The organism is Priestia aryabhattai B8W22, assembly GCF_000956595.1.
Taxonomy (GTDB): domain Bacteria; phylum Bacillota; class Bacilli; order Bacillales; family Bacillaceae_H; genus Priestia; species Priestia aryabhattai.
Genome location: NZ_JYOO01000019.1, coordinates 23,295 through 48,746 on the forward strand (window position 1 = coordinate 23,295; position 25,452 = coordinate 48,746).

The 25,452-nt window shown below is 38.9% G+C and carries 31 protein-coding genes; 13 read left to right on the forward strand and 18 right to left on the reverse strand.

The window, feature by feature from the left end:
- Positions 1-176: 176 nt before the first annotated feature.
- The 4 genes from N178_RS15530 to N178_RS15540 all read right to left on the reverse strand — a co-directional run bounded on the left by N178_RS15530 (position 177) and on the right by N178_RS15540 (position 2,363).
- Positions 177-593 (reverse strand): YhfM domain-containing protein, encoded by a 417-nt coding sequence (locus tag N178_RS15530; protein ID WP_045293309.1) that lies wholly within the window; start codon positions 591-593, stop codon positions 177-179.
- 161 nt (positions 594-754) lie between these two features.
- Positions 755-919, reverse strand: coding sequence for a hypothetical protein (locus N178_RS27070; RefSeq protein WP_169746674.1), 165 nt, complete (start codon positions 917-919; stop codon positions 755-757).
- Positions 920-931: 12 nt separating this feature from the next.
- Positions 932-1,513, reverse strand: coding sequence for an ATP-dependent Clp endopeptidase proteolytic subunit ClpP (gene clpP / locus N178_RS15535; protein WP_045293417.1), 582 nt, complete (start codon positions 1,511-1,513; stop codon positions 932-934).
- Between the two features lie 427 nt (positions 1,514-1,940).
- Complete coding sequence (locus tag N178_RS15540) at positions 1,941-2,363, reverse strand: MerR family transcriptional regulator (RefSeq protein ID WP_045293311.1); 423 nt, start codon at positions 2,361-2,363, stop codon at positions 1,941-1,943.
- A gap of 249 nt (positions 2,364-2,612) precedes the next feature.
- Between N178_RS15540 and N178_RS27585 the strand changes: the two genes are divergently transcribed.
- Positions 2,613-2,810, forward strand: coding sequence for an HIT family protein (locus N178_RS27585; protein WP_237758488.1), 198 nt, complete (start codon positions 2,613-2,615; stop codon positions 2,808-2,810).
- Between the two features lie 17 nt (positions 2,811-2,827).
- On the forward strand, positions 2,828-3,019 hold the full coding sequence (locus N178_RS27590; RefSeq protein ID WP_237758489.1) for a hypothetical protein: 192 nt from the start codon (positions 2,828-2,830) through the stop codon (positions 3,017-3,019).
- 67 nt (positions 3,020-3,086) lie between these two features.
- Here N178_RS27590 and aspA read toward each other — a convergent pair whose 3' ends face one another.
- Together aspA and N178_RS15555 are read right to left on the reverse strand one after the other, a co-directional pair.
- On the reverse strand, positions 3,087-4,517 hold the full coding sequence (aspA, locus tag N178_RS15550; RefSeq protein WP_045293312.1) for an aspartate ammonia-lyase: 1,431 nt from the start codon (positions 4,515-4,517) through the stop codon (positions 3,087-3,089).
- Between the two features lie 20 nt (positions 4,518-4,537).
- A complete protein-coding gene (locus N178_RS15555) occupies positions 4,538-5,521 on the reverse strand; it encodes an asparaginase (RefSeq protein WP_045293314.1) in 984 nt (327 codons plus the stop codon).
- A 267-nt stretch (positions 5,522-5,788) separates the two neighbouring features.
- On the opposite strand from N178_RS15555, the gene N178_RS15560 reads away from it, so the two are divergent.
- A complete protein-coding gene (locus tag N178_RS15560) occupies positions 5,789-6,145 on the forward strand; it encodes a helix-turn-helix domain-containing protein (RefSeq protein WP_029714436.1) in 357 nt (118 codons plus the stop codon).
- 23 nt (positions 6,146-6,168) lie between these two features.
- Here N178_RS15560 and N178_RS15565 read toward each other — a convergent pair whose 3' ends face one another.
- The 3 genes from N178_RS15565 to N178_RS15575 form a co-directional block, all read right to left on the reverse strand.
- Positions 6,169-6,561 (reverse strand): hypothetical protein, encoded by a 393-nt coding sequence (locus N178_RS15565; RefSeq protein ID WP_045293316.1) that lies wholly within the window; start codon positions 6,559-6,561, stop codon positions 6,169-6,171.
- Positions 6,562-6,707: 146 nt separating this feature from the next.
- Positions 6,708-6,878 carry a hypothetical protein gene (locus tag N178_RS27075; protein WP_013057775.1) on the reverse strand — a complete coding sequence of 57 codons (171 nt, stop codon included), beginning with the start codon at positions 6,876-6,878 and terminating at the stop codon, positions 6,708-6,710.
- Between the two features lie 286 nt (positions 6,879-7,164).
- Entirely contained in the window at positions 7,165-8,655 is a 1,491-nt protein-coding gene (locus tag N178_RS15575) for an MFS transporter (RefSeq protein WP_045293319.1), read from the reverse strand.
- Positions 8,656-8,950: 295 nt separating this feature from the next.
- On the opposite strand from N178_RS15575, the gene N178_RS15580 reads away from it, so the two are divergent.
- The 5 genes from N178_RS15580 to N178_RS15600 all read left to right on the forward strand — a co-directional run bounded on the left by N178_RS15580 (position 8,951) and on the right by N178_RS15600 (position 12,948).
- Positions 8,951-9,265: an ArsR/SmtB family transcription factor gene (locus N178_RS15580; protein ID WP_013083854.1), complete on the forward strand. Its 315-nt coding sequence runs from the start codon at positions 8,951-8,953 to the stop codon at positions 9,263-9,265.
- A 70-nt stretch (positions 9,266-9,335) separates the two neighbouring features.
- Positions 9,336-9,764: a DMT family transporter gene (locus tag N178_RS15585; RefSeq protein ID WP_045293321.1), complete on the forward strand. Its 429-nt coding sequence runs from the start codon at positions 9,336-9,338 to the stop codon at positions 9,762-9,764.
- 12 nt (positions 9,765-9,776) lie between these two features.
- Positions 9,777-10,229, forward strand: coding sequence for a DMT family transporter (locus tag N178_RS15590; RefSeq protein WP_013057779.1), 453 nt, complete (start codon positions 9,777-9,779; stop codon positions 10,227-10,229).
- Positions 10,230-10,468: 239 nt separating this feature from the next.
- On the forward strand, positions 10,469-10,924 hold the full coding sequence (locus tag N178_RS15595; protein ID WP_014459377.1) for a hypothetical protein: 456 nt from the start codon (positions 10,469-10,471) through the stop codon (positions 10,922-10,924).
- Positions 10,925-11,325: 401 nt separating this feature from the next.
- Positions 11,326-12,948 (forward strand): APC family permease, encoded by a 1,623-nt coding sequence (locus tag N178_RS15600; protein WP_025751143.1) that lies wholly within the window; start codon positions 11,326-11,328, stop codon positions 12,946-12,948.
- A gap of 30 nt (positions 12,949-12,978) precedes the next feature.
- Here N178_RS15600 and N178_RS15605 read toward each other — a convergent pair whose 3' ends face one another.
- The 6 genes from N178_RS15605 to N178_RS15630 all read right to left on the reverse strand — a co-directional run bounded on the left by N178_RS15605 (position 12,979) and on the right by N178_RS15630 (position 17,490).
- Complete coding sequence (locus N178_RS15605) at positions 12,979-13,398, reverse strand: Rrf2 family transcriptional regulator (RefSeq protein ID WP_028414393.1); 420 nt, start codon at positions 13,396-13,398, stop codon at positions 12,979-12,981.
- Between the two features lie 99 nt (positions 13,399-13,497).
- Positions 13,498-14,142, reverse strand: a complete 645-nt coding sequence (locus tag N178_RS15610) for a hypothetical protein (protein ID WP_045293324.1) — start codon at positions 14,140-14,142, stop codon at positions 13,498-13,500.
- Between the two features lie 218 nt (positions 14,143-14,360).
- Positions 14,361-14,726, reverse strand: a complete 366-nt coding sequence (locus N178_RS15615; protein ID WP_045293326.1) for a hypothetical protein — start codon at positions 14,724-14,726, stop codon at positions 14,361-14,363.
- Positions 14,723-15,028 (reverse strand): antibiotic biosynthesis monooxygenase family protein, encoded by a 306-nt coding sequence (locus N178_RS15620; protein ID WP_013057785.1) that lies wholly within the window; start codon positions 15,026-15,028, stop codon positions 14,723-14,725. Before N178_RS15620 ends, N178_RS15615 begins: the two co-directional genes overlap by 4 nt.
- A gap of 164 nt (positions 15,029-15,192) precedes the next feature.
- On the reverse strand, positions 15,193-16,425 hold the full coding sequence (ystJ, locus tag N178_RS15625; protein ID WP_013057787.1) for an NADP-dependent malic enzyme: 1,233 nt from the start codon (positions 16,423-16,425) through the stop codon (positions 15,193-15,195).
- Positions 16,426-16,695: 270 nt separating this feature from the next.
- Positions 16,696-17,490, reverse strand: a complete 795-nt coding sequence (locus tag N178_RS15630; RefSeq protein ID WP_045293328.1) for an AAC(3) family N-acetyltransferase — start codon at positions 17,488-17,490, stop codon at positions 16,696-16,698.
- A gap of 317 nt (positions 17,491-17,807) precedes the next feature.
- On the opposite strand from N178_RS15630, the gene N178_RS15635 reads away from it, so the two are divergent.
- Together N178_RS15635 and N178_RS15640 are read left to right on the forward strand one after the other, a co-directional pair.
- Entirely contained in the window at positions 17,808-18,812 is a 1,005-nt protein-coding gene (locus tag N178_RS15635; protein WP_045293334.1) for a DUF3231 family protein, read from the forward strand.
- Positions 18,813-19,048: 236 nt separating this feature from the next.
- A complete protein-coding gene (locus tag N178_RS15640) occupies positions 19,049-19,579 on the forward strand; it encodes a GNAT family N-acetyltransferase (RefSeq protein ID WP_045293336.1) in 531 nt (176 codons plus the stop codon).
- Between the two features lie 38 nt (positions 19,580-19,617).
- On the opposite strand, the gene N178_RS15645 is transcribed toward N178_RS15640, so the two are convergent.
- Positions 19,618-20,373 carry an SDR family NAD(P)-dependent oxidoreductase gene (locus N178_RS15645; RefSeq protein WP_045293338.1) on the reverse strand — a complete coding sequence of 252 codons (756 nt, stop codon included), beginning with the start codon at positions 20,371-20,373 and terminating at the stop codon, positions 19,618-19,620.
- Positions 20,374-20,572: 199 nt separating this feature from the next.
- Between N178_RS15645 and N178_RS15650 the strand changes: the two genes are divergently transcribed.
- Positions 20,573-20,839 carry a hypothetical protein gene (locus N178_RS15650; RefSeq protein ID WP_045293340.1) on the forward strand — a complete coding sequence of 89 codons (267 nt, stop codon included), beginning with the start codon at positions 20,573-20,575 and terminating at the stop codon, positions 20,837-20,839.
- A gap of 50 nt (positions 20,840-20,889) precedes the next feature.
- Here the strand turns inward: N178_RS15650 and cysI are convergent, their stop codons facing one another.
- Together cysI and N178_RS15660 are read right to left on the reverse strand one after the other, a co-directional pair.
- Complete coding sequence (gene cysI / locus N178_RS15655; RefSeq protein WP_045293342.1) at positions 20,890-22,611, reverse strand: assimilatory sulfite reductase (NADPH) hemoprotein subunit; 1,722 nt, start codon at positions 22,609-22,611, stop codon at positions 20,890-20,892.
- 22 nt (positions 22,612-22,633) lie between these two features.
- Positions 22,634-24,442, reverse strand: coding sequence for an assimilatory sulfite reductase (NADPH) flavoprotein subunit (locus N178_RS15660; RefSeq protein WP_045293344.1), 1,809 nt, complete (start codon positions 24,440-24,442; stop codon positions 22,634-22,636).
- Positions 24,443-25,059: 617 nt separating this feature from the next.
- On the opposite strand from N178_RS15660, the gene N178_RS15665 reads away from it, so the two are divergent.
- Together N178_RS15665 and N178_RS27080 are read left to right on the forward strand one after the other, a co-directional pair.
- A complete protein-coding gene (locus N178_RS15665; protein WP_045293346.1) occupies positions 25,060-25,242 on the forward strand; it encodes a YolD-like family protein in 183 nt (60 codons plus the stop codon).
- A 25-nt stretch (positions 25,243-25,267) separates the two neighbouring features.
- The gene (locus N178_RS27080; RefSeq protein WP_013057796.1) at positions 25,268-25,420 is read left to right on the forward strand and encodes a hypothetical protein; all 153 of its coding nucleotides are present in this window, start codon (positions 25,268-25,270) and stop codon (positions 25,418-25,420) included.
- Positions 25,421-25,452: the final 32 nt, after the last annotated feature.

Consider the following 25,452-nt stretch of genomic DNA (forward strand, 5'->3'; position numbering starts at 1 on the left):
TTTAAAAAATTGCTGCTTGTCACCTCTCCCATTTAATACTTCTACACCCTCATGTCAAGCGCGTTAGCAATAAACAGCTCTGTGCCTTCGAGATCATCAAGTATATCGGTGAAGATAGCTTCCATATGAATAAGTGCAGTTTTAGCATTCATTGGACACTGTTTTATAGCTGTTTTCTATTTCGGCTCTACTAATTCAATAAATGACCTTGCTTGTTTGCCCTTTAACTGTGCGTAGTGTGTATCTGTAGCTAATTCAACGGTTTCGTTTTCTAAGTTGACCCACATCCGATAAGATTGCACCTTTATATCCTTTTTTGTTTCCGCCGGTTCAAAGTGAAGAATGTAGTTAGGTTTTCGAATCATTTCAGCTTTTTCTTCTCTCCATGATACATCTTTTAACCACTGCTGCACTTTCTGCACTTGATTTTGGTCTTTCATTTTAACCGCATGGCCATATTGATTATCGGCTATGTATTTTTCGATTACGAGCTTTTGATCAACAGTACCGCTTGAAGCACTGCTTTGCTGACATCCTGTTATCACCCAACAAATAGCAATGAGAACAACTAATCCAGACCATACTTTTTTCATTTACATCTACCTTTCTTTTTGTAATTGAAATGAGATGTTCTTGCTGAATGATGCTACCAGCTGCTCGTTTTTAAATCTCTTTTTGCATTCTCTTTTCCTCATATAAATCCCTGCTTCATTTGCTCAAAAAAACTGAATCCCCGAAAGGATCCAGTTTTTCGTTAAGATTCGACATCTTCTATGACATGAACAGCGCGAATAGCGGTGTTTACTTTTGTATGTTGAACGCGCTCTTTTGCTTCCTGTATCGTCATTGCTTCTACTTCTTGGTAATAAATCACGTTTCCCCATTCATATTCTACTGAATAACGATTTGACTTTTCCACACGTCATCCTCCTTATTGATGAGCTAGAATTTGATCAATCAAGCCATATTCTTTTGCTTCATCCGCTGTAAAGAATGTATCTCGATCAGTGTCTTTTTTAATTGTTGAAAGCGATTGTCCTGTTCGTTCAGACAGAAGTTCATTTAGGTGGTCTTTTAACCGCAAAATACGCTTTGCTCGAATCTCAATTTCAGCAGCTTGCCCTTTTGCTCCTCCTAGCGGCTGATGAATCATCACTTCGCTATTAGGAAGAGCAAAACGTTTCCCTTTTTGACCGCCCGCTAGTAAAAATGAACCCATAGATGCTGCTAGCCCTAGACACAATGTGCTTACATCTGCACGTATAAGCTGCATCGTATCAAAAATAGCCATGCCAGCTGTAATAGATCCTCCCGGTGAATTAATATAAATGCTGATATCTTTTTCTGGGTTTTCTGCATCTAAAAATAAAAGCTGTGCGATAATGCTAGTAGCCACTTCATCCGTAACTTCACCTGTGAGCATAATCACTCGGTCGAGCAACAGCCTTGAATAAATATCATAGGCACGCTCTCCCTTGCTTGTTTGTTCCACTACATATGGAGTTAAGTTCATGTGACCGCCTCTTTCCCCTGAATTAGTACGAGCAAATTTTTTCACTTTTGCACTGATTTCATGATTTAAAAATGAATCCCCTATCAAATCTTCATCCGTAAATTTAATCATTAGAGAATGACTTTCTTGCTGCATATGCAGGCTTTCATCGCGGTAAGTCACAGCAACTGCAATCTCTGCCTGTGGATATAAAACGCCCTCTTCCGTGTAGAGCTCTATTAATAGAGGTTCATCGTCGATATGTTTTACTTCGATTTGCCCCTGTTTGTTTTCCCGGTATCCATTTAAGTTTGTCGTTTTAAACAGACCTTTGGGCAGCTGAATATCAATCGTGATGTTTGTTACTTTTACTTGCGAACGTTCAAATGCAATACAAAGGTGGTTCATTCCTTCTTCTTTTTCCATCACTGACTTTGCTAAGGCTAATTTAATCATGCGATGAATGATCCTTTAAAATCTGAGTAACAGACTCAATCACTTTTTGCCGTACGTCCGCTGATAAATTTCGGTTCATAGCGACAAATACATCTTCATTCACTTGATGCATTTCTTGATTTTGAATTTGTTTACTTTGGTAAAGAGGAAGCTGCGCACCGATGTTTTTTACTTCTTCATCACTTATTGAACGCAACGTTTCTTGAATGGAAGCTAATGACTCCCCTGCTTTTGATAATGTTAAAACAGCTCGAAAGTAGTGAACGTGCTGATCTGTATACACGCGTTTATTCCCTGCTAGCACTAGCGGAGGAACAATTTCTATTTGTGTGTAATATCGTACCGTACGCAGGTTCAAGTCCGCACCTTCATTATTTAATAACTCCGTAATTTGCTTGCCTGTATATGTATTCAAACAATCCACCTCTTGTTAGTTACAGTTAACTGTTACACTGTCATTATACTGTAAAGGTTTCATTTTTACAATTAAAACCATGGTAAATTTTAGATGAAACAGCTAACCATGTAAAAAGAACGAAACAAAGAGCCCAGATCATATATCCGGGCTCTTTAGTAAGCAAAAAAACAACTGTGTATATTTCAAACTATTTCTCCTGATACTTCTCGTGCTACACTTTAGTTATCTTAAAAAAGGAGAGAACATATGATGGGGAATCCACGTATAGATTGCTTAGGGTGTCGATTAGCAAATAACCAAGAAAAATCGCATATGATATTTGAAGATTCGTTTGTGACGTGCCTATTAGATCATAAGCCATTTAACGAAGGCCACCTCTTAATTCTTCCTAAAACACATATAGTGGAAATCGACGAATTTGATACTGAACAATACTGGCCGTGATGAATGCAGCGAAGCTAATGACAAGAGCAGTGAAGACACTCTTTGTTCCAGACGGAGTTACTCTCCCTCAAAACGGAGGAATGTTTAACGAGTTAACTCATTTTCACATGCACATCGTTCCACGCTACCAACAGGAATGTTTCGGAGATTTTTATACGCAAATTCCCCAGTTTGCTGAAAAAGATGACGTCTTGGCTGCAACAGCTTAGAAAATGCGACGCGTCATTCAGCAAATGTCTTTATAAAAAAACGGCTTCCTTATGGAAGCCGTTCTTTTTACTGACGATCAAACAATGAACTTCCTGCAATACCAGGGTTCGTCATTTCAAATGGATTTAAAATAAGATCCAGTTCTTCTTCTGTTAGCACATCGTATTGAAGGCAAAGCTCACGAATTGGTTTTCCTGTTAAAATCGCTTCACGCGCAATACGTGATACGACTTCATAGCCTAAGTGAGGGTTAACAGCTGTAATAATTCCTACGCTTTTTTCTACATATTCTTTCATGCGCGTTTCATTTGCTTCAATTCCTGCTAAACAGTGATCTGTAAAGCTTCTGAAACCGTTGTTCATGATGCTGATCGATTGAAGCAAGTTAAATACAAGCACAGGTTCCATTACGTTAAGCTCCATCTGACCTGCTTCTGAAGCAAGAGAGATTGTTTGGTCATTTCCCATTACTTGAAACGCAATTTGATTGATTAATTCAGCCATAACCGGATTTACTTTTCCTGGCATGATTGAAGAACCAGGCTGACGAGCAGGAAGGCTAATTTCACCTAGACCTGCACGAGGTCCAGATGCCATTAAACGCAGGTCGTTGGCGATTTTAGACATATTCGTCATACAGATTTTAAGAGCTGCAGATACTTCTGTATAAGCATCTGTATTTTGAGTAGCGTCCACTAAATGCTCTGCATGCACAAGCGGCAGCCCGCTGATATCGGCTAAGTGTTTGACTACATTTTCAATATAGCGAGGATCTGCATTTAAGCCTGTTCCAACAGCCGTCGCTCCCATATTTACTTCATGCAAGTGGTCACGCGTCGCGCTGATACGCTTAATGTCGCGCGCTAACACGCGGCTGTATGCTTCAAACTCTTGACCAAGACGAACGGGCACAGCATCTTGAAGGTGCGTACGGCCCATTTTAATCACGTGATCAAATTCTTGCGCTTTTCGTTTAAATACATCATGCATATCATTCATTGTAACAAGAAGTTTATTTAATAAGTTCAGCGTTGAAATATGGATAGCTGTTGGAAATACATCATTTGTTGACTGAGACATATTCACATGGCTGTTAGGACTTAATTTTCCATATTCACCTTTAGTGTTTCCCATAATTTCAAGAGCACGGTTTGCAATCACTTCATTTGCGTTCATATTCATTGATGTCCCCGCTCCGCCTTGAATAGGATCCACAATAAAATATTCATGCCACTGACCTGCTAAAATTTCATCAGCTGCTTGCACCACGGCATTTCCAATACCTTCATATAAGCGCTTTGTGTCCATATTCGCAAGCGCTGCCGCTTTTTTTACGATAGCAAGCGCTTTAATCATTTCTTCATGTACTTTATAACCCGTAATCGGAAAATTTTCTACGGCACGTGCGGTTTGTACACCGTAGTATACGTCTGCTGGAATTTGTTTTTCTCCTAGAAAATCAGCTTCTGTACGATATCCTGCTGTTTCTTGTTTCATAGCTGTACCTGCTTTCTTTTTTAATTAATATCTTCTGCAATCGACGTTTCCATCATCTTTTTAACTTGGTGAGGGTCTTTCGTTTGTCCGAGCACCCACATTAATTTAGGAACAATGGCTTCGGTGTTCATGTTTTTTGAGCGAACGACGCTGTCATGATTAATCATTCGGCCTACTTCATAAATGCCCATGTCTTCTCCTTCTTCAAGACACTGAGTCGTAATGACAACGGATACACCGTGGTTTGTCAATTCAACAAGCTTGGCTAAAATATTGCGAACTTGAAATGGAATTCCTCCACTTCCATAGCTTTCAACAACAACGCCTTGATATACATCTTTTAATCCATCAAAAAATTCAGGTTTAATGCCAGGAAACAGTTTGACAACTGCTACATCCGTACAAAGAGATGTATTAACCGTTAACTCTTCTTTACTAGAGCGAATGGATTTTGTATATTCCACCGTATTATCATGGATAGACGCCACGTATGGATAGTTAATGCTTTCAAATGCATCATAACTTTTTGTACGAAGCTTAATTGCTCTTGTGCCTTGAATCACACGACCGTCAAAGACTACATAGACTCCGCCTGTTTCTTCACATGCAAAACGAATCGCATCTGCAATATTGCGCTTCGCGTCCGTTTTACTAAAAGAAATAGGAATTTGAGATCCTGTAATCGCAATTGGTTTTTTAGAATGCTGAAGCATGTAAGAAAGAGCAGCCGATGTGTAGGCCATTGTATCTGTTCCGTGAGTAATAACAAAACCATCGTATTCATTATAATGCTCTTCAATCGCTTTTGCCATCTCTATCCAACATTCAGGCTGCATATTTGTACTATCAAGATTCATAAGAGATTTGCTGTCAATTTGACAATGTTCATTTAAATCAGGTATGTAGCTTAGTAATTGATCTGGCTCCATTCCAGGAACGAGTCCATTTTCACCTTCAAGTGAAGCGACCGTTCCGCCAGTTGATAACAATAATAGTTTTTTCAAAACCGACATCCCCTTTGCTTAATTTCTGTAAAAAAACCTGACAATCTATCAAATAAATTATATTCATTTCGCGTACTTCACCTGTAATTATAGTAACCCGAATTCAATAAATCAAGAGAAAAATTATTCGTTTCGCGTACACTTTTCTCTACAGCAATGATATAATGAATAAAAATGTAAATTAGCTCACGGTTTGATTACAAAGATCTGCGCGCGAGCTGAATGCCTCGGTTTTTTACATACTACACCTACAAAGGAGCGTCATGAATGTTAAGCAGATTAGCTCAACTCAGGAAAGAAAAAAAATGGTCTCTTCAATATACAGCTGACCAGCTTGAAATTGCTAAAAGCACCTACGCAGGATACGAATCTGGCTATCGTCGTCCTTCTCTTGAAGCACTCGTTACAATCGCAGAACTATTTGATACATCAACAGACTACTTGCTAGGTAAGGAAAAGGAACCTCATTCTCCTTCAGATGCACCCATCGAATTAACATCGCCTCAAACTCATAGAATTACGGTCGACGGTGCGGAACTGTCTCAAGAAGAAATTCAGCAGCTGACGGCCTTTATTCGTGCTAAAAGACAAATTGAAAAAGAAACTGCACCTTCTTCAATGTAAAGAAGATTAGAAGCAGGTTGCTTCTAATCTTCTAGCTGCATTTCTAAATAGCCTACTACTTCTTTTGTTATTTCCTCTTCTGTTTCTTCCATCAGCTCTCCGGTTATCTTGCTGCCTGGGAGCTTCTTCGAAGAACGAATGCCCAAAAACGTGCGTACACAGTGCCAGATAGGAATAAAAAGACCATCTAAAAACTCATCTTTTTCTAAAATACCCACTTGAATAGTAGCGTGATAACCAGGATGAAAAGGATTTTCCCCTTCACGGATCACATTTATAGAAAGCTGCACCCCTTTCTTTTTAAAAGCTTCTTTATATTGTTCATATATGGATATGAGACGTTCTTGCATAGACTTTTCAACCGTATGTATATGTTGTTCTAACTGCGGCGTAAACTGTTTTGCTGTGTATTCCATCTATCTCCCTCTTCCTTCGGTTCCCTATCTGTTATTTTAGCGACTTTCATTTTATTGTATCATAAGAAAAGCGTTCGTCTGTCTAGCAGAAAACCCCGCTTTTTTATAGAAAAGCGGGGTTCATACATACCTTTATTAGCAATAGCCTACATTGCTTTATCTTGTTTAGAAGATGATTTTAATTTCTTATTTTTAGTTGGATCTGGCTCATTAGAAGACATGATGATGTTTCCTTCGCCGTTGCACACTTTGCACTTTATAAATCCAAATTTCTTACCGGCTCCTTGGCATTGTGGACAAACATATCGAATTGGCATAAACTGTACCTTCCTTTTTTCTAATTTATACCTGCGCCTTGAAAGCGCCTGTGGTGAGTTTATAGTTTCATTATAAATTGTACAATCCACCCTATCAAGACGTGCCAAATTGCACATCTTTAATGGCAAAAAATCCTTCCTTTCTAAAATTCACCTAAAAAATGAGTCAATAGGCAGGAGAATCTCTATTGTTGTTAAAAGGCAATACGTCAGAGGAAGTTTCTTATTGGATATAATTAGCGAATCGCCGCGCTAAAAATTTTACTCTTTTTCGTGAAGCTAAAGGTTAAACAACCGTTTTGTCTCGAATTTCTTTTGAAATAGTTACGTCTCTCCAAAGCTGTTCGTATTTATAGCCCGTTAAACTTTCACAAACCGCTTTCGCTTCAGGAGTAACGGCCGTCGCCCGGCCGCCCTTTTTTCTTCTGTCAATTTCAGCTAATAAAATTTTGTGATTTTTCGGACTTATTTTGAACCATATGGTTGCTATAATTCCCATGAGAATCAAAATAGCAGGTACAACCATGAACAGCTTTTGTAAGCCGGCTAGAGTAGACGCTGACTGCTCGGCATTTGGTACATAGCCAATATTCTTTAAGGCAACGCCTACAAGAAAAATCGCAAGCGCCTGAGACGATTTTCGAATAAATGACATCAGCCCTGCATACACGCCTTCTCTTCTTTTTGTCGTAATCATCTCATCTACATCTGATACAAACGGCAGTACATTCCATGGAATCATGATCGCTCCCGAATGACCGCTTCCTAAAAAAAATGCCGCTAAGTAAATAAGAACTAAAGAGCTATCTTTTGTTAGGAAACTGAATAAAATAATGCCCGTTCCCCAAATGACCATGCTGAAGTTATAGGTTAATTTATTTCCTAACTTAATGGCTATGTACGTAACAAGAGGAATAAATAGCACTTGTGTAATTTGCACAAAGCTCAGGGTATCTGCATAGATAACTTCGCGCAGCATGTAATAGGCAATAAAATAAAAGAAAAGAGCATTAAACACATCCATTGCAATGTAAGATGCTAAATACATGGCAAGATACACGTTAAACGACTTGTTTTTAAATGCACTTCCAAAACTGATAAACAGCTGCTTAAATTCTAACCAAAATCCGTTTTTCTTTTTTCGTTCCACTACTTCTCCGCTATCCCATGTTCCTTTGTAAACAAAAATCCAGGGAAGAGCAAAAAGAAGACCAAAGATAATGCCCATGATTAAATACCCTTGTCCACCTGGAAATGCATCAATGATTCGTTTCGGGAAAAAAGCACCTAAAAATGAAGCGCCTTGTGAAAAGACCATGCGTATTCCCGTCATTTTTGAACGAATACTATAATCTGTCGTCATTTCTGCTGCTAGCGTGTTGTAAGGGACCATTACCATACCAAACGCCGTATTAAATAAAAGATAGGCTGAAATAAAATAGGTGTATTTAAACATATGCGAGCCTTCAATAGGAATCCACAGCATACTGAACGTGATGGCAACTGGAATGATTCCAAAAAGAAAAAAGACTCTTCTTCGTCCTTTTTTTGTCTGAAGATGATCAGATATATACCCAATGGTTGGATCTAATAAAGCATCCCACACTTTTCCAAGAGCTACAATCGTTCCTGCTTCTACAGGAGAAAGCCCGACTACATCCGTTAAAAACACCATAAACAATGTGCCGATAATAAAAAAGGATCCTCCCCCAAACAAATCCCCAAATCCATACGCTACCATATTACGAAAGCGCACTTGTTTTGTTTTCCCTTGCATATGCAGCCCTCCCCCTTAAGTAAGTAAACCAGCTTCTTTTGTTATTCACTTTTTTCTATTTTACTAAACTATCCCTTGAAAAATAAGGAATATGTCATCTGTTCTGCTCAAAAAATAAGATGCTTTCTAATTATATAAGCAGAAAAACAGCTGGGTAAACCGTTCTTCTTTATACCCTATTATAAGTTGACTTTTTGTTCACAGCTGTTATAATTCAACCCATCGCCGATTATTTAGCTATAAAATGTAAACTTGAACATTTGACATCTGAGCTGTGACGAATAAAATAATAAGTATGAAACCTATTGATATCTTTAAAGCATTATCTAATGAAACTCGATTAAATATATTAGAGTGGTTAAAAGAACCTGAAAAGCATTTTAAAGACAAACAAGCACATTTGCCTAAGGAGGTCAGCAGCAGAGGCGGTGTTTGCGTGGGAGATATTCAGGAAAAAGCTCAGCTGTCTCAGTCCACTGTGTCCAGCTATCTTTCCATGATGCAAAAAGCAGGTTTGTTAGAGTCAATTCGGCACGGTCAATGGACATACTATCGCCGAAATGAAGAAACGCTTCAAGAGCTTTCTTCATTCTTACGAAAAAAACTTTAACGAGTTTTTTTCACTTATTATATCTATTTTTCTAGATATACAAATATAAAGAAATATCGGAGTGATAAACGTGAAGTTGTTGGTTTATTTAGTTGCGGTTCTAGGCGGCGCTGCTTTAAGTATGGAAGGCGCCATTGCCGGAGAACTTGGAAAAACAGTTGGAAAACTCGAAAGCAGTTATTATATTTTTGTCATGGGAACACTCATTTTAGGTCTGACCACCCTATTTGCTGGAAAAGGAAATTTACCTTACGTCTTAAAAGCGCCTAAGTGGAATTTAACCGGAGGTTTTTTAGGTACGGTTTATTTAACGATTCTAGTAATTAGTATCCCCTTTATCGGAATTGGTGTTTCAATGGTTGCGGTTATTGTGGGCCAAATGATTACAAGTATGATCATTGAGCATTTTGGTTGGCTTGGCAGCAGCAAAATTAAAATTAACAAAGAACGCGTAATGGCTATTGTATGTATGGGAATTGCGCTTGTACTTATTTTCTAGGAGGGTTTTATAATGAGTTTATTAATGGTGATACTTACCTTAATAGGAGGATTAACGCTAAGCGCTCAGTCTTCTATTAACGGTACACTAAGTAAAAAAACAGGTACGTTTGAAACAGCTTTTTTAACCTTTGCAACAGGTGCCATGATTTTAACGATTGTTGTTGTCTTCTTTGGACAAGGAAACATTCTCTCTGTTTTCGATGTCCCTAAATGGCAGCTTACCTGTGCTTTATTCGGAGCATCTTATTTATTTCTAACCGTTTTAGCTGTTCCTAAAATTGGCGTAACAGCAGCTAATATTTCAACTGTTATCGGTCAGTTATTTGCAAGTATGATTATCGACCATTTTGGCTGGTTTGGAAGCAAGGAAGTCCCCTTTGATCTATCACGCTGGATTGGTGTAGCATTTATGTTATTAGCTCTTTATTTTATTTTTAAAGGCAATAAGAAAACAGCAGCATAAAACGATCATGAAAATAGCCAAGTGTCTATATAAAGGTGCACTTGGCTATTTTTTTGTGCGCAAACCACATTTGAATTTTCAATCAATGATTTAGAACATATTTTATTTAAACTAAATTGATTTTTAATGAGGTAAATTCCACAAAAAAATTGTGCATACCTTCATGCCTTTGTTCAAAAGATAAAGATGCAGATCTAGAAAATCGGCTACATAAACGAACAGGTAAGGTGGGTTTTTTCGTGGGAAAATTTTTGTTTTTAGCAGCATTTGTCTTTTTTTGTTTTACGCTTTCCATTTCCGCAGAAGAAAATATACCAGAAGAAAATATAGAATCACACGTAAGTCAGCCAGTTGTAAAAGATTTTATTTATCAATCTCTTGAACCTTGGGTACACCAAGATATTACTTCTCATTATGAGAAGGTTTACGGTAAACAGCATAAAAAAGTAAAAGTTCGCCCGATTAAAAAAGATGATATCGGGATACAAATGGGTGAAATACAGCCCGGTAAAGGCGGTAAGTTCACTCATATTGTGAGGGTGAAAATCTTAAACTTGAAAGTAAAACCTGAGGGAGAAGATGAATTTTTTGCAACGGATACGCTTATTTATAAAGTGAATATCAACGAACTTTCTGCTGAAAATGATGTAGAAAACGTCGTAAAATTACTCGAATATAAACATCAAGAAAGATAAAGGCCCAAAAAGCCAATTCTTACCCCTTTTGAAGGTATTTATCCCGCTATTCAAAAGGGGATTTATTATGAAGCCTGTTTTTTCTTCACAATTTCAGGGAATATAACTACCACTTATCCCCTAATTTTTTCATATTGCTAGTGCATAAGATACGAACTTGATAACTTTTTGTCGGTTTTTATCTATTTCTGTAGGGTTTCTGGTAGGATGAAAAAGAAAGTAAAGCGCTTTAATTGCCATGACAGAAAGGTTGAGGATAGCTGTCCTGCATAACTGGAAATCAATAGGTATTAAGAACTTCATGTAACGACAAAAGTTGACAGCAAAAGATTTCAGAATAATAATAATAAAGCAACAACGTTTGAATGAAAGACTTATTTTACATGAAAGGTGTTAGTCAGATGAACAATTTACATCGAAGAATGGGAACATTCGCGTTAACCATGACGGGCCTTGGGTCAATTATTGGTTCCGGCTGGTTATTTGGAGCGTGGCGAGCAGCTCAAATTGCAGGGCCGGCAGCTATTTTATCATGGGTCATTGGAATGGTCGTTATTTTATTTATTGCACTTTCTTACAGTGAATTAGGATCCATGTTTCCCGAAGCCGGCGGGATGGTCAAGTATACGCAGTACTCACACGGTTCGTTTATTGGTTTTATTGCTGCGTGGGCAAACTGGATTGCGATTGTATCCGTTATTCCAGTCGAAGCAGTAGCTTCTGTACAGTATATGAGTTCGTGGCCTTGGAAGTGGGCACAGTGGACAAGCCACCTCGTAGAAAAAGGAACGTTAACTGGCGAAGGATTAGCTATCGCTACTGTGCTATTGATTATTTACTTTTTACTGAATTATTGGACAGTTGGACTATTTTCCAAAGCCAACTCGTTAATTACTATTTTTAAAATTGTTATACCAGGACTTACAATCGGAGCACTTTTATTTGTAGGCTTTCACGGCGAGAACTTCACTTCTGGAAGCAGCATCGCACCAAACGGCTGGGCTAGTGTGCTAACAGCAGTCGCTACGTCTGGGATTGTGTTTGCTTTTAACGGTTTTCAAAGCCCTATTAATATGGCAGGAGAAGCAAAAAATCCGGGCCGCTCTATTCCGATTGCAGTAGTAGGCTCAATTTTAGTGGCTACAGTCATTTATTTGCTTCTTCAAATTGCTTTTATCGGTGCAGTAAATCCTTCTGATATTGCGAAGGGATGGAGTCATTTAAATTTCAACTCTCCGTTTGCAGATTTAGCCATTGCGCTTAACATTAACTGGCTTGTCATTGTCCTGTATGCAGATGCGTTTGTTTCACCATCTGGAACAGGTATTACGTATACAGCTACTACTGCTCGAATGATTTATGGTATGGAACAAAATAAATATTTGCCAAGCGTTCTAGGACGCCTTCATCCGATTTATGGTGTTCCGCGTCAAGCCATGTTTTTTAACTTAGCTGTTGCTCTTGTCTTTTTGTTTTTATTTCGGGGCTGGGGCGTACTTGCTGAAATTATTTCAGTCGCTACGCTTATCTCTTACATTACAGGTCCTGTTACGGTTATGACGCTAAGACGAACTGGCAGCGATTTATATCGTCCCCTTCGTTTAAAAGGATTGAGCATCATTGCGCCGCTCGGTTTTATTTTTGCTTCTTTAACCTTATATTGGGCGCGCTGGCCGCTAACTGGACAAGTTTTGTTTATTATTTTAATCGGCCTTCCTATTTATTTTTATTATCAAGCAAAGGCTAAATGGAAAGGCTTTCGACAGAACTTCAAAGGCGGCGTATGGATGGTTGTATACTTACTTTGTATGATGACTATTTCTTGGCTTGGAAGCGAAAAGTTTGGCGGCCTTAATGTTATTAAATATGGATGGGATATGGGCATTATTGTTGTTGTTTCTCTTCTCTTCTACACATGGGCTTTAAAAAGCGGCTTCAAAACGGAGTATTTAGAGAATGGAAGAAAAGTAAATGACGGCTTAAAAGCAGCAGCGGCTGAAACAGCCGCTTCCAAAGAGTCATAACAAAAGCACCTTGCTCATGCAAGGTGCTTTTTAATGAGCAGTTCTAACTTTTTTCAGCACGTCTTCGATCGTAATTTGATCTAAATGCCTAATTACGCTTTGCTCACTCTCTGTAAAAATGTCGTCCATCACTGTTTGAATGTTTGATTTTACAATACAGTCAGCGTCAGGGTCGCCGCTGCACCAGTGAGGCTTCAGCGTTCCAGTCGATATAACTCGATAAATCAGCCCAAGACTTATTTCAGCAGGGCTGCAGCCTAAAGTATAACCCCCGCCTAGCCCTTCTTTTGTCCGAACCAAGTTGTTTTTTCTGAGTGTACTCATTGTTTTCCGAACCCGTGCAGGATTGGTACAGATGTTATAAGCAATCGATTCACTGCTTGCTCGGTGATCTGGTAAATTTGCTAGGAACACTAAGCTGTGCACGGCAATGGTAAATTCACTGTTCATCTTCCATAAACCACCTTTTTTCTTTCTCTACTGTAACGTTAAGTGACACAGTTCAAAAAGTCAAGAGAGCAAGGAGGGAAAGAAGAAGTGTAGCTTTATTTATTCACGGTTTTCTTTTTCTATACTTTCTACTTCGTTAGCTGAGTTGATTTCAAGGTATACCGTCTTTTCTTTTAAACTGCCTTTTTCTTCTTTTTCAAAGTCAGTGCTTTTTTGATACGTTTTTTTGCCGCTTGGCACTTTTACCGCTATATGCTTGTTACTTTCTTCTATAAAAATACCCACAATTTTACGTTCGTCTCCATCTTGTTCATACACGCCATCTTTATCTGCTTTTGCTTTTGGAGTTAATTCAATACTAATTGCTTCTTGTTTAGCTGCGTCAATTTCAGCTTCTACTTCTTTATTAAGCATATCTTTTAGCTGTGAGCCTTCCACTTCCATCCCAGAGCTTTTTGGTACTTTAACGAGTTGATCATCAATATTCAGCGTCATTTCTTTTTCAGCGTCTTTTTTTAACGTACCGATCAAGTCAAAATCTTCTTCTTTCCCCTTTTTAATGTCTGGGTCGTTGGAATACTGCTGTAGCTTTGTTAATTCTTGACGGTCTTCAATAGGTTTTTCCTCTGCTTTATGATTATCAGATTTTGTCTTGTTAGCTGGTTCACCTGAACAAGCTGCCGCACTTCCAATCATACATAGAGTGACTAAGGACAGGATTCCTTTTGTTAGCTGTTTTTGCATATGTATTCTCCTTTTTCTTTTTTTATTTCCACCTTTATACATATGTAAAACAAAAAAAGAGAGTGAAATATAACTAAACCAACAGTTAGAAGCATTTACATACAGAAAACCTACGTTCACCCTACCAATGAAAAAATCCGAACGGGTTGAATTCTCTATTAAGAATCAAACCCGTCCGGATTTCCTTGCAACTAAAACATTTTTGTCCTAGCCTCTTTTTAAAGCTGCTGTTGCTTCAGTATATGATTCGCTTCTTCTAAGTAAGTCACATACGCCTGTACTTGTGTATCACCATAATTATCTAGTTCAAACAGCGCTTCTTGTATAAAATTAAAATTATCAATAATATGCTGTGTTTTCATGCCTCGGCTTGTGAGTAAATTGTTTAACCATAAGGCATAGTCCGTAAAAATTTGCAGGTTGTCTAACTTATATGTTGTCTCAAGATACTTCATATGATAATGATTATCTTCATGGCATCTTTCTTTGCCGCGCTCTCCGAATTTTTCGAGCAAAGAAGGTTCTAACTCGTAGATTTTCTCCGTTACTCTTTCAACGATCTTATTAACGGGAAGTGAACTCATCGTGCCACCACTTTGTACTGAGAAACTTTTGGGATGACGGCTGCCAGTTCTTGATCAGGGTACTTTTTCTCTAAATCATGAATACGCTTGAAATCTTCGCTTCGTACCCAGCTTAAATAATTCTCTTTCGTATCAAATGTAAGCTGAACGGTGAGCTCCCCTGCTCGCTTATCGTTTTGAAGAAGTAGAAAGTCTACGAATCCTGGCGCCTCGTCAACTGATTTTGAACGATTTTTATAAATTCCAATCACTTCTTCAGCTTTTTCATCCGGTACATTAAATGTTGAAAATACGGTGTACATCTTTGTTCCTCCCTTTATGATACAAAACCTGGGTTCTTTTCTCTTTATTGTACATCATACGGGAGATGAAATGGTGTTACGTTTAGATTTCACTGGGGTTACAGCAGGTCTTTAACATAAAAAGCCCTTTGAAACAGCGTTTCAAAGGGCTTTTTTAGCCATTATTAGTTTTCGATTTTTGTTAGTTGTTCTGTATGTGTTTTTACACGCGCTGGATCAATTGTAATACGGGCAACACCTGAATCCATTGCCGCTTTTGCTACAGACTCTGCTACAGCTGGCGCTACGCGAGGATCAAATGGTCCAGGGATAACGTAATCTGCGTTTAGCTCTTCTTCTGTAATAAGGGCTGCAATTGCTTCAACAGCAGCTTTTTTCATTTCTTCGTTGATATGAGTAGCGCGAACGTCTAACGCACCGCGGAAAATTCCAGGGAATGCAAGAACGTTATTTACTTGGTTAGGGAAGTCTGAACGACCTGTTCCAATAACAGCCGCTCCTGCTTCTTTTGCAGCGTCTGGCTTGATTTCTGGATTAGGATTTGCCATCGCAAAGATAATTGCATCTTCATTCATTGATTTAACCATCTCTTGAGATAATGCATCTGCTGCAGATACACCGATAAATACATCTGCGCCTTTAATTACATCGCTTAGCGTACCGCTTTCTTTGTTTACGTTTGTATACGAAGCCACTTCGGCTTTCACTTTGTTCATACCTTGAGAGCGGCCTTCATAAATAGCACCTCTTGTATCACACATAATCATGTCACGTACGCCGTAAGAATAAAGAAGCTTTGTAATGGCAATGCCAGCAGCTCCTGCTCCGTTTAAGACGATTTTTAAGTCTTTCATTGATTTATTGACAATTTTCAGTGCATTTACAAGTCCTGCTACTGTTACGATCGCTGTACCGTGCTGATCATCATGGAACACAGGAATATCTACTTCTTTTTTCAGGCGCTCTTCAATTTCAAAACACTGTGGAGCTGCGATATCTTCTAAGTTAATGCCTCCGAATGTATGAGCCATTAATTTCACAGTTTCAACAATTTTATCTGTATCTGTTGTATCAAGTGTAATTGGGAATGCATCTACGCCTGCAAAGCTTTTAAATAAAATTGCTTTGCCTTCCATAACGGGAAGTGAAGCCGCAGGTCCGATGTTTCCAAGACCAAGAACAGCAGTACCATTTGTCACAACGCCGACCATGTTTCCTTTCATTGTGTAATCATACACCGTTTCTGGATGTTCATGAATTTCTTTACAAGGTTCTGCTACTCCCGGAGAGTAAGCTAAGCTTAAATCTTGAGCGTTTTGAACTTCAACTTTTGATTTAACTTCTAACTTACCTTGTTTTTCTTGATGCATATGTAGTGCTTGATCACGTAGTGACATAATTGTATTCTCTCCTTTTTTTCTATACATTTAAATTTTTTAATGAATTTATTTAACACTTGCTTTTTATCTCCATAATTGTAAGACAACCTGACTGAATAAATTCACAGACAAGTGCCATTATGAAACAAGAAACATAAAAAGTAAACTATCTTGCTTAAACGACTGCCGCGCTTTGTTAATATAACGTCTGAACGTGTCGGCGACTCTTGTTTGTCTCACTTCAAGTTGTCTGATATACAGACAACTTAGAAAGCATACAACCGTTCACTATAGCGCTTTCAAATACGTTTCAGCAAAATCGACGGCTTTAGGCATTGAAAAGAAGTATGCACGTGCTGAACCGATTTTTTCAGCTTTTATTCCTTTTGCTTCAATAAACGCTTCACCTATCTCTTCAAACAGCTCTTCTCGAAACTCTAATTCTTTATACGTCCTCCATACTCGCTTTCCTGAATCCATAACTGGAGATCCTTTTTGAATCACGTTTCGATATGGAATCCGATATTCTGCTAGATGAAAAGAAGTATTATTCCCAAACCCGACACCTAATAATAAAACAAAGGCATGTTTTTTGTAAAGCCTTTCAAGAGGAGAATTTTCGCCTAAACTAAATTCAAGGGGATGATCTCTTAAGATGTCTTCGCTGTCCTTTCCCCAAGCGGCGAATGAATACATTGGATGGCTGCTTCTTCTTACGTCAGGATATGTTCGAAAAGTTTCCACAATTTGTCCCATCCCGCTTGTTGGTGTGTACACTGGATCATACGGGGGCATCGTTTCCCGAATAGTTTCCCACCACTCTTTTGGCACAGCCGGATTGCCCCATTCCGATGGATCCGAAAGATCGACCGACTGTGACGGCATCACGATCGTTCCTTCCTCTGTCACAGTCTCCATTAAAGCTTGAACAACGGCTACTGAACCTCCGTTTACCCACCCTAATGAAGATAGTGAAGAATGAACCATGATAGTCATCCCTTGTGTGATGCCTAACCTGCGTAAATCTTCTTTTAACGTGTCTTTCGTTCTAGGATGATCTGTTGCTTGGACAATGTGCTTCATCGTAAGCTCCTTACTTATAGTGCTACTAGAATGTGTTGCTGAACTCTAGCAATATATGTAAAACTTATGTTTCCATAATAGTAAGAATAACAACAATTGTCAAATTATTTAAAGTAATAGAAAAACTTAGTTTTATTCATATCAGTTATCCTACAACTGACTTATTGGTAAGGTTTATTCCCTTCAATTATCCTACTATAATAACCGCTACTGAGGTCTTTCAATAAATTAAAAAGAAGAATATTCCTATAAATAAAAGCAATACTAAGGAAGCTATACATATTTACCTATCACTATTTTCAGGAGGAATGTGTACAATGAGCACATCAAAACTTCCGCCGCTCACGTCCTCAGAGCTTGCTAACTTATGGATGACTTATCAGGAAAAAACGATGATTTTGAGGTTCTTAGAATATTTTCTGGAAGATAAACAGGATTACAAAGAACTTTTTGAGCTATATTACAGCCGATCTTTAAAAAGTGTAGCGCAAATAAAAGAAATATTTGAGAACGAAGGCGCTGTTATCCCAATTGGTTTTACGAAAGATGACGTGAATGTAGGAGTTCCTAAGCTATACGACCATATGTTTGAAGTTATGTATATACGCTTAATGTCTCAAATTGAAACAGGACTGTTTGCTTTGCATTCGACCATGTCTTACCGAGAAGATATACGGAATTTCTTTGTAGATGCAACAGCAGAAGCACAGGACATATACAATCAATCCACACAAGTATTGTTAGAAACGGGTGTCATCGCAAAACCCCCATACGTTTCTATGCCGAAGGAAGTTCATTTTGTCCATGCGCAAAATTATATAGGCGGATTGAGCTGGTTTAGCGAAAAAAGATCGTTGAATACCATTGAAGTGTCACTTATTCAACATGCTGTTGATACAAATCTTGTAGGAATGCAGCTGATGATTGGTTTTGCTCAAGTGGCCAACAACAAAGAGGCACAGCAGCATTTTGTCAGGGGTATGAAGCTTTCGAAGAAAATTGAAACAGAATTAGGTGATATTTTACGCCATAGCTACATAGAACCTCCGGCTACTCATGCTGGAAAAGCGACGAATTCAACCGTTCCTCCTTTTTCAGATAAGCTGATGATGTACAATACGAGTCTTTTGAGTACGTTCGGTCTGGGGAGTAACGCCTTAGGAGGAGCCTTTAGTTTAAGAAGTGATTTGCCATTAAAGATGCTCCAGCTTGCAAAAGACATTTACAGTTTGGCAAAAGAAGGCGGAAAAATTATGATTCAAAACGGATGGCTTGAAGAGCCTCCTCAAATTGAAGATCGCAATCAGTTAACCAAAAAATAGGTTCTTTGCTACAGGAAAGCTAGCTGCTAAACGTGCAGCTAGTCCTATTTGTTTTTTTAGTATACTGTTTTTGCTACCCTTACATAAAAATTGTTTGCGTTATTTAGAAGCTGTTCCTATCTTTTTCCTAGTCATTTAGCTCATATCTCTACTTAATTTATAACAGAAAAATAAAATAAAAGGGATTTTTTCCAAGCTGCCGAAATCTTTCTATATAAAATAGAAAGGAGAAAAATATGTTTCCTATTCTTTCTACACCTCGCACTAAACTGCGTGAAATAACAGAAGCGGATGCAGATACTATCTTTGACTGCTTTTCTCAGGAAGAAGTTATCAAATATTACGGGCAAGAAAAATTAACAACTTTCCAAGAAGCTTTAGTGCTAATTGATATTTTTGCTGAGAATTACAGAAATCAAAAAGGTTTGCGCTGGGGAATTGAACGGCTCGATACGGGGGAATTAATGGGAACAGTCGGGTTTAATCAGTGGAACCAAAAGCATAAGCGGGCGGAAATTGGCTATGATCTACACCCTAAGTACTGGGGGCACGGCTATGCTTCGGAAGCAGCTTCGGCTGCTATGGCTTATGGATTTGATATCCTTCAGCTAGTGCGAATTGGAGCTGTTGTGTTTCTTGAAAACAAGGCATCTCAGCACGTGCTTGAAAAACTCGGGTTTCAACAAGAAGGAGTGTTAAAAAACTATATGTATCAAAACGGAAAAGCTCACGATACGTTTGTATATAGCTCCCTGCCTCCTACATAGTAAAAAAAAGGATTCTTTTCTTAAAAGTAATCCTTTTTTTATTTTATTTTAAATGCCGCATACCCATCATCAGCCATGATGACGCTGCCGTTTACAGCTCCCGCTTCTTCTAAAGAAAGCAAATAAACCATATCTGCAATTTGTTTTGGTGTAGTGAGCTCTCTGCTCATCGTTTTCGCTTTCATTCCTTCAATCATACCGTTGTCTTTATAGCCTTGAATAATAGGCGTATCAACAAACCCTGGCGCAACGGCGACGACGCGAATACCGTATTTAGCGAGATCTAGCGCAGCTGACTTTGTCATCATCACAACAGCTCCTTTTGTTGCGTGATAAGCATAGGTACCGGGTGAAGCTAAGAAGCTAAAAATAGATGCCGTATTAATAATGACGCCTTTAATACCTAACTCTCTCATTTTCCTGCCCGCTGCCATAATTCCATATGTAACGCCGTGCTGATTCACATTAATAATACGGTGATATTCTTCTAGGTCTTGATCTAAAATAGATGTAGGGCGTCCAATCCCTGCATTGTTAAACATCACATCAATTCGTCCAAATTTGTTCACCGTTTCCTCAATCAGTGCTTCCACTTCTTCAAACTTGGTGACGTCCGTTTGCACAAATAAAGCGTGGCCACCAGCTTCTTCAATTTTTTGAAGAGTCTCTTTTCCTTTTCCTTCATCATAATCAGCAATGACCACCGCGTCTCCTTTTTGTGCAAACTTTAAGGCAGTTTCTTTGCCAATTCCGCTTGCTCCCCCTGTAATAACCGCTACTCTTTTTTGGTGCATGTTTCTCCCTCCTTGATGAAAATTCCTTTCTTTTACATTATAGCATTCTTTTTTTCTACCAGCCGTTTCTATTCATCACCTTATTGCTATGAAATTAGTTAAGTTAGGCATAGTTGAACGCCTTTTTTACTAAAAATCAGCGTGTGTACAAGCAGTCTGTCATTTTTTGCATTTACTATAGGGTAAGGAGGTGATGGCTATGCATGAACACACAGGTAATGTATCTATCCCGCGTCCTCCGGATGTGGTGACAATTCTGTGGGAGCGGAATCCTTTGGATAGACAAGCTCCTCGTACTGTCGTAGAAGCAACAGTAATCGGCAGCGCAAATCCTTGCGGACGCTTGTTAGCTCAAGGTCAGCGCTACCGAAGTGCAGCACATTGTTTACTTGATCACGGCTTTGAACAAATTACCGCTGAAAGATTGGGGGTATTTGGAGTAGCTGTATTTGTTAGAGAATATTAAAATAGAAAAAAGGACCTTTCTGTAAGTTTAGAAAGGTCCCTTCATACGTATTATGCGTGGAAATTCGTGCCGTCTGTTACAGCTTCGATTACACCAGCGCGGATGACAAAGTCACCAAAGTGCTCGCCTTCTTCTCTCTCTTTTGCGTAGCGAGGAAGTAAGACGCGCAGTTCGTTTAAAATTTCTTCTTCACTGATATTTTCACGGTACATTTTGCTTAAGCGGCTGCCATCAAATGCTGCTCCAAGATACATATTGTATTTGCCCGGTGCTTTACCGATAAAAGCAATTTCACCTAAAGCAGGACGTGCACAGCCGTTAGGACAGCCCGTCATACGAATAGTGATTTCTTTATCGCGAAGGCCGTTTTCATCTACAATTGCTTCAATTTTCTCAAGAAGAACTGGGAGATAACGCTCAGCTTCTGCCATCGCAAGCCCACAAGTCGGAAGCGATACGCAAGCTAATGAGCTGCGGCGAAGAGCCGAATAATGCTTGCCGTCAGTTAATCCATATTGTTCGATAAGGTCACTAATTTGCTTTTTATTTTGAGTTGATACGTTCGCGATAATTAAATTTTGATTGGCCGTTAAACGGAAATCACCGCTATGAACTTTTGCAATTTCACGAAGACCCGTCATAAGCTTATAGTCTTCAAAGTCAGCAATACGTCCACCTTGAACAAAAAGAGTAAAGTGCCATTTTCCTTTCACACCTTTTTCCCAGCCGTAGCGGTCTCCGTTATGATCAAAGTGATAAGCTTTTGCTTCGTCTAAGCTCCAGCCCAGACGATTCTCAAGCTCTTCTTTTACCGTTTCTAATCCAAGGCGATCAACCGTGTATTTAAAACGCGCGTTTTTACGCACAGAGCGGTTTCCATAATCACGTTGAATCGTAATGACTTTTTCCGCTACTTCTAGAATTTGGTCAGGTCGACAGAATCCAATTACTTTTGCAAGCTGAGGGTAAGTTGCTTTATCTCCGTGCGTCATACCCATACCGCCGCCGATTGCTACGTTAAATCCAACAAGTTTCTCGTCTTCTAAAATGGCAATAAAGCCAAGGTCTTGTGAATACACGTCAATATCGTTAGACGGCGGAACAGCTACGCCAATTTTGAATTTTCTTGGCAGATATAGCGGACCATACATTGGTTCCACTTCTTCTTCCACTTCCGGTGTGCTAATCACTTTTTCTTCATCTAGCCAAAGCTCGTGGTACGCTCTTGTACGAGGCAATAAGTAATCACTTAATTTTTTTGACCATTCGAATACTTCAGCGTGTACTTCTGACTGATACGGATTCGGATTGCACATTACGTTACGGTTTACATCTCCGCAAGCTGCAATTGTGTCTAATAAAGAAGCATGAATTTCTTGAATCGTTTTCTTCATGTTCCACTTTAAAATTCCGTGCATTTGGAACGCCTGACGAGTCGTCAGCTTTAACGTTCCATTTCCGTATTTTTGTGCTAAATCATCCATCACTAGCCACTGCTCTGGTGTTGAAACACCGCCTGGCGTACGGACGCGAAGCATGAATTGGTAAGCTGGCTCTAGCTTTTGTTTTTGACGTTCATTACGCAGATCTCGGTCATCTTGCAAGTAGCTTCCGTGGAACTTCATCAAACGATTATCGTCTTCAGAAATACCTGAGCTAATGCGGTCTAGCATTGTTTCTCCTAATGTACCGCGCAAATAATTACTTTCATCTTTTATGCGCTCAACGTCACTTGGAGGACCTTCGGGCGCTTTTAAAATTTTGTTTACCATGTTGAAAATCTCCTTTCAATCCTCAGTATACATCACGCTGATAACGTTTTTGTTTCTTCATTTCAGCAAGGTAACCTTCCGCCTGTTCACGGCTCATCTTGCCTTCTGTTTCGATAATTTCAACTAGCGTGTTGTGCACGTCGCGTGCCATATTTGTTTTATCTCCGCACACATAAAAAGATGCGCCTTCTTCTAACCACTGGAATAATTCTTTGCTATGTTCGAGCATACGGTTTTGTACGTATACTTTTTCTTCTGTATCACGTGAAAACGCCACGTCCATTTTTGTCAGTACGCCATCTTTTAACCACTTTTGCCATTCTGTTTGGTAAAGGAAGTCTGTTACGAAGTGCTGATCTCCAAAGAACATCCATGACTTGCCTTTTGCTCCTGTTTCTTCACGCTCTTGCATAAATGAGCGAAACGGAGCCACACCTGTACCAGGTCCTACCATGATAATCGGCGTTTCTTGATCTTGAGGGAGCTTAAAGTTTTTATTGCTTTGAAGGTATACAGGAATCGTATCGCCTGGCTGCAAACGTTCTGAACATAGGACTGAACAAACACCTTTACGCTCGCGCCCATGCGCTTCGTAACGTACAGCTCCAATTGTTAGATGAACTTCATCAGGGTTTGCTGATAAGCTGCTTGCAATCGAGTAAAGGCGCGCTGGCATTTTGCGTAAAATGGCTACAAACTCTTGTGCCGATACGTTCCATGGGCCGAAGTCACGGACTAAGTCAATCACATCACGACCTTGTGTGTATGCTTTTAATTCCTCGCGATTTTCTACAAGTGCTTTTAACTTATCGTTTCCAGTAAGCTCAGCTGCTTGCTTTAAAAGCGGTTTTGTTAAAACCGTAATTTCAAAATTAGAGATTAACGCTTCTCTAAGAGGACGCGTTTCTCCTTCTTTATTAACCGTTACACTTTCACTTGCATCCCACTTGAATTCGTTAAGAAGAAGATCAACAAGCCCCGGGTCATTTTCAGGATAAATACCTAAACTGTCTCCTGGTTCATACGTCAAGCCTGAACCTTCTAGGGATAGTTCTAAGTGTCGCGTTTCTTTATTTGATCCGCGGCCGTTTAAGTTTAGGTTCTCAAGCACTTCTGCTTTAAAAGGATTTGTTCTTGAATATGGTGAAGTTCCTGCAGGAGCTTCCGCCGGAACAGCTGCCGAAGCGCTGTGTCCTTTCGCTTCGCTTAATCCGTCAATAACACCTTTAAGCCATTTATTTGCGGGTTCTTCAAAATCTAAATCACAGTCAACACGCGGATACAGTCTTTCACCGCCAAGTTCTGCTAAGCGCACATCAAATTCTTTTCCCGTTTGACAGAAAAATTCGTATGAGCTGTCTCCAAGCGACAAGACAGAAAAACGGAAATTCTCAAGCTTTGGCGCTCGACGGCCGTGAAGAAATTCGTGGAAAGATAGCGCGTTATCAGGCGGCTCTCCTTCTCCATGTGTACTTACAACAATTAATAAATTTTCAAGTTTCTTTAAAGTATTTGGTTTGAAATCATTCATAGAAGATACAGTTACATTAAAACCTTTTGCTTCAAGCGTTTTGCCTGTATTTTCAGCAAGTCCTTGAGCATTTCCTGTCTGTGATCCGTAAAGAATCGTTACGTCTTTTGAAACTGTCTGCTTCGTTTGAGCAGGCGCTGCTGTAGAAACGTCTGGCGTTCCTTCGGCAGACGTAGATTGAGCTGCTGTTAAATAACCGCTCAACCACATTTTTTGTGCTTCTGTTAATGTCGGCAGAAGGCGATTAAGCAAATCTGCTTGTTCTTGATTAAAAGGGCTGTTTACTACCTTAAGTTGCAACACTGTCCACCTCACAAAAATATATAATTTAAATATGTATGCTTTTACGAATCATCTTCAACAACATGTAATACCTGTGTCTAATTAATCAATGATGTTTCCCTTCATACATTATTATTCCTATAGATTATATCAAATTTAATTATATAAATCATTAGAAAATTCTTATCAAATTCGTCTACCTGCATTTTATCGGAGAAGAATAAATTAGTAAAATACATATAATTGATAACTAGTATTAAGATAATTAATAATTGAACCTGTAGTTACGTTTTTTATAAACGCGTTTCCTTCCATATTTGTTCATTCTACATCCTTCACAGGAATATGAATATTTTGTAATTTTTAGAGAAGTTTTGTAGAAACGGTTTTCTTTCTCATCAGAATGTTACATAATAAATGTAACATTAATCCTTTTAAAAAACACTATACGTAAAAGACAGTATATTCTGAAATTTAGGACAGTTTATAGGTGGGCTAGTAACCTTTTATTCATCTATTCATACATGTTGAAGAATATAAAGGGAAGCTTGCAGTACATACAATTCCCTTTTGCTCATCTCAAATGAAAGGACTGGCTTTTAAATCAGGTAATCTTTTTTAAGGAGGCTTCTTGAATGTTTTTACGAGAATTAACGAAAAGTGGGACGGTAACTGTTTCTTACTATAAAGATGGAACGTTGCAAACGTGCAAAGGCCGCGTGCACAACTTAAATCTCCATCAGCAAATTCTATCCGTAAAAGACGAAAATGAAGCCGTTGTTTCCCTTCAGCTTTCTGATATTAAATCCATTCATTAGTATGTAAAATTAAGGAGGAATTACCATGTGGAAAGACAATAAGCAAGCGCTTACAGATTTTGTGTCGGAAGATCGTTTTGAACTGAACTTATATTTAACGTATTTGCTTGATCAAATTTCGTATGACACGTCCAAACAATCCCCTTTTCTTCGCAAGCCTAATGAAACAACTAGTTAATAATATAGAAAAAAGCGCACAAATTTGTGCGC

Excerpts from the sequence above, each read along its gene's own strand:
- N178_RS15530 (WP_045293309.1), bottom strand. The coding sequence starts at position 593 with ATGAAAAAAGTATGGTCTGGATTAGTTGTTCTCATTGCTATTTGTTGG.
- clpP (WP_045293417.1), bottom strand. The coding sequence starts at position 1,513 with ATGAACTTAACTCCATATGTAGTGGAACAAACAAGCAAGGGAGAGCGT.
- N178_RS27585 (WP_237758488.1), top strand. The coding sequence starts at position 2,613 with ATGATGGGGAATCCACGTATAGATTGCTTAGGGTGTCGATTAGCAAAT.
- N178_RS27590 (WP_237758489.1), top strand. The coding sequence starts at position 2,828 with ATGACAAGAGCAGTGAAGACACTCTTTGTTCCAGACGGAGTTACTCTC.
- aspA (WP_045293312.1), bottom strand. The coding sequence starts at position 4,517 with ATGAAACAAGAAACAGCAGGATATCGTACAGAAGCTGATTTTCTAGGA.
- N178_RS15560 (WP_029714436.1), top strand. The coding sequence starts at position 5,789 with ATGTTAAGCAGATTAGCTCAACTCAGGAAAGAAAAAAAATGGTCTCTT.
- N178_RS15565 (WP_045293316.1), bottom strand. The coding sequence starts at position 6,561 with ATGGAATACACAGCAAAACAGTTTACGCCGCAGTTAGAACAACATATA.
- N178_RS27075 (WP_013057775.1), bottom strand. The coding sequence starts at position 6,878 with ATGCCAATTCGATATGTTTGTCCACAATGCCAAGGAGCCGGTAAGAAA.
- N178_RS15575 (WP_045293319.1), bottom strand. The coding sequence starts at position 8,655 with ATGCAAGGGAAAACAAAACAAGTGCGCTTTCGTAATATGGTAGCGTAT.
- N178_RS15580 (WP_013083854.1), top strand. The coding sequence starts at position 8,951 with ATGAAACCTATTGATATCTTTAAAGCATTATCTAATGAAACTCGATTA.
- N178_RS15590 (WP_013057779.1), top strand. The coding sequence starts at position 9,777 with ATGAGTTTATTAATGGTGATACTTACCTTAATAGGAGGATTAACGCTA.
- N178_RS15600 (WP_025751143.1), top strand. The coding sequence starts at position 11,326 with ATGAACAATTTACATCGAAGAATGGGAACATTCGCGTTAACCATGACG.
- N178_RS15605 (WP_028414393.1), bottom strand. The coding sequence starts at position 13,398 with ATGAACAGTGAATTTACCATTGCCGTGCACAGCTTAGTGTTCCTAGCA.
- N178_RS15610 (WP_045293324.1), bottom strand. The coding sequence starts at position 14,142 with ATGCAAAAACAGCTAACAAAAGGAATCCTGTCCTTAGTCACTCTATGT.
- N178_RS15615 (WP_045293326.1), bottom strand. The coding sequence starts at position 14,726 with ATGAGTTCACTTCCCGTTAATAAGATCGTTGAAAGAGTAACGGAGAAA.
- N178_RS15620 (WP_013057785.1), bottom strand. The coding sequence starts at position 15,028 with ATGTACACCGTATTTTCAACATTTAATGTACCGGATGAAAAAGCTGAA.
- ystJ (WP_013057787.1), bottom strand. The coding sequence starts at position 16,425 with ATGTCACTACGTGATCAAGCACTACATATGCATCAAGAAAAACAAGGT.
- N178_RS15630 (WP_045293328.1), bottom strand. The coding sequence starts at position 17,490 with ATGAAGCACATTGTCCAAGCAACAGATCATCCTAGAACGAAAGACACG.
- N178_RS15635 (WP_045293334.1), top strand. The coding sequence starts at position 17,808 with ATGAGCACATCAAAACTTCCGCCGCTCACGTCCTCAGAGCTTGCTAAC.
- N178_RS15640 (WP_045293336.1), top strand. The coding sequence starts at position 19,049 with ATGTTTCCTATTCTTTCTACACCTCGCACTAAACTGCGTGAAATAACA.
- N178_RS15645 (WP_045293338.1), bottom strand. The coding sequence starts at position 20,373 with ATGCACCAAAAAAGAGTAGCGGTTATTACAGGGGGAGCAAGCGGAATT.
- N178_RS15650 (WP_045293340.1), top strand. The coding sequence starts at position 20,573 with ATGCATGAACACACAGGTAATGTATCTATCCCGCGTCCTCCGGATGTG.
- cysI (WP_045293342.1), bottom strand. The coding sequence starts at position 22,611 with ATGGTAAACAAAATTTTAAAAGCGCCCGAAGGTCCTCCAAGTGACGTT.
- N178_RS15665 (WP_045293346.1), top strand. The coding sequence starts at position 25,060 with ATGTTTTTACGAGAATTAACGAAAAGTGGGACGGTAACTGTTTCTTAC.
- N178_RS27080 (WP_013057796.1), top strand. The coding sequence starts at position 25,268 with ATGTGGAAAGACAATAAGCAAGCGCTTACAGATTTTGTGTCGGAAGAT.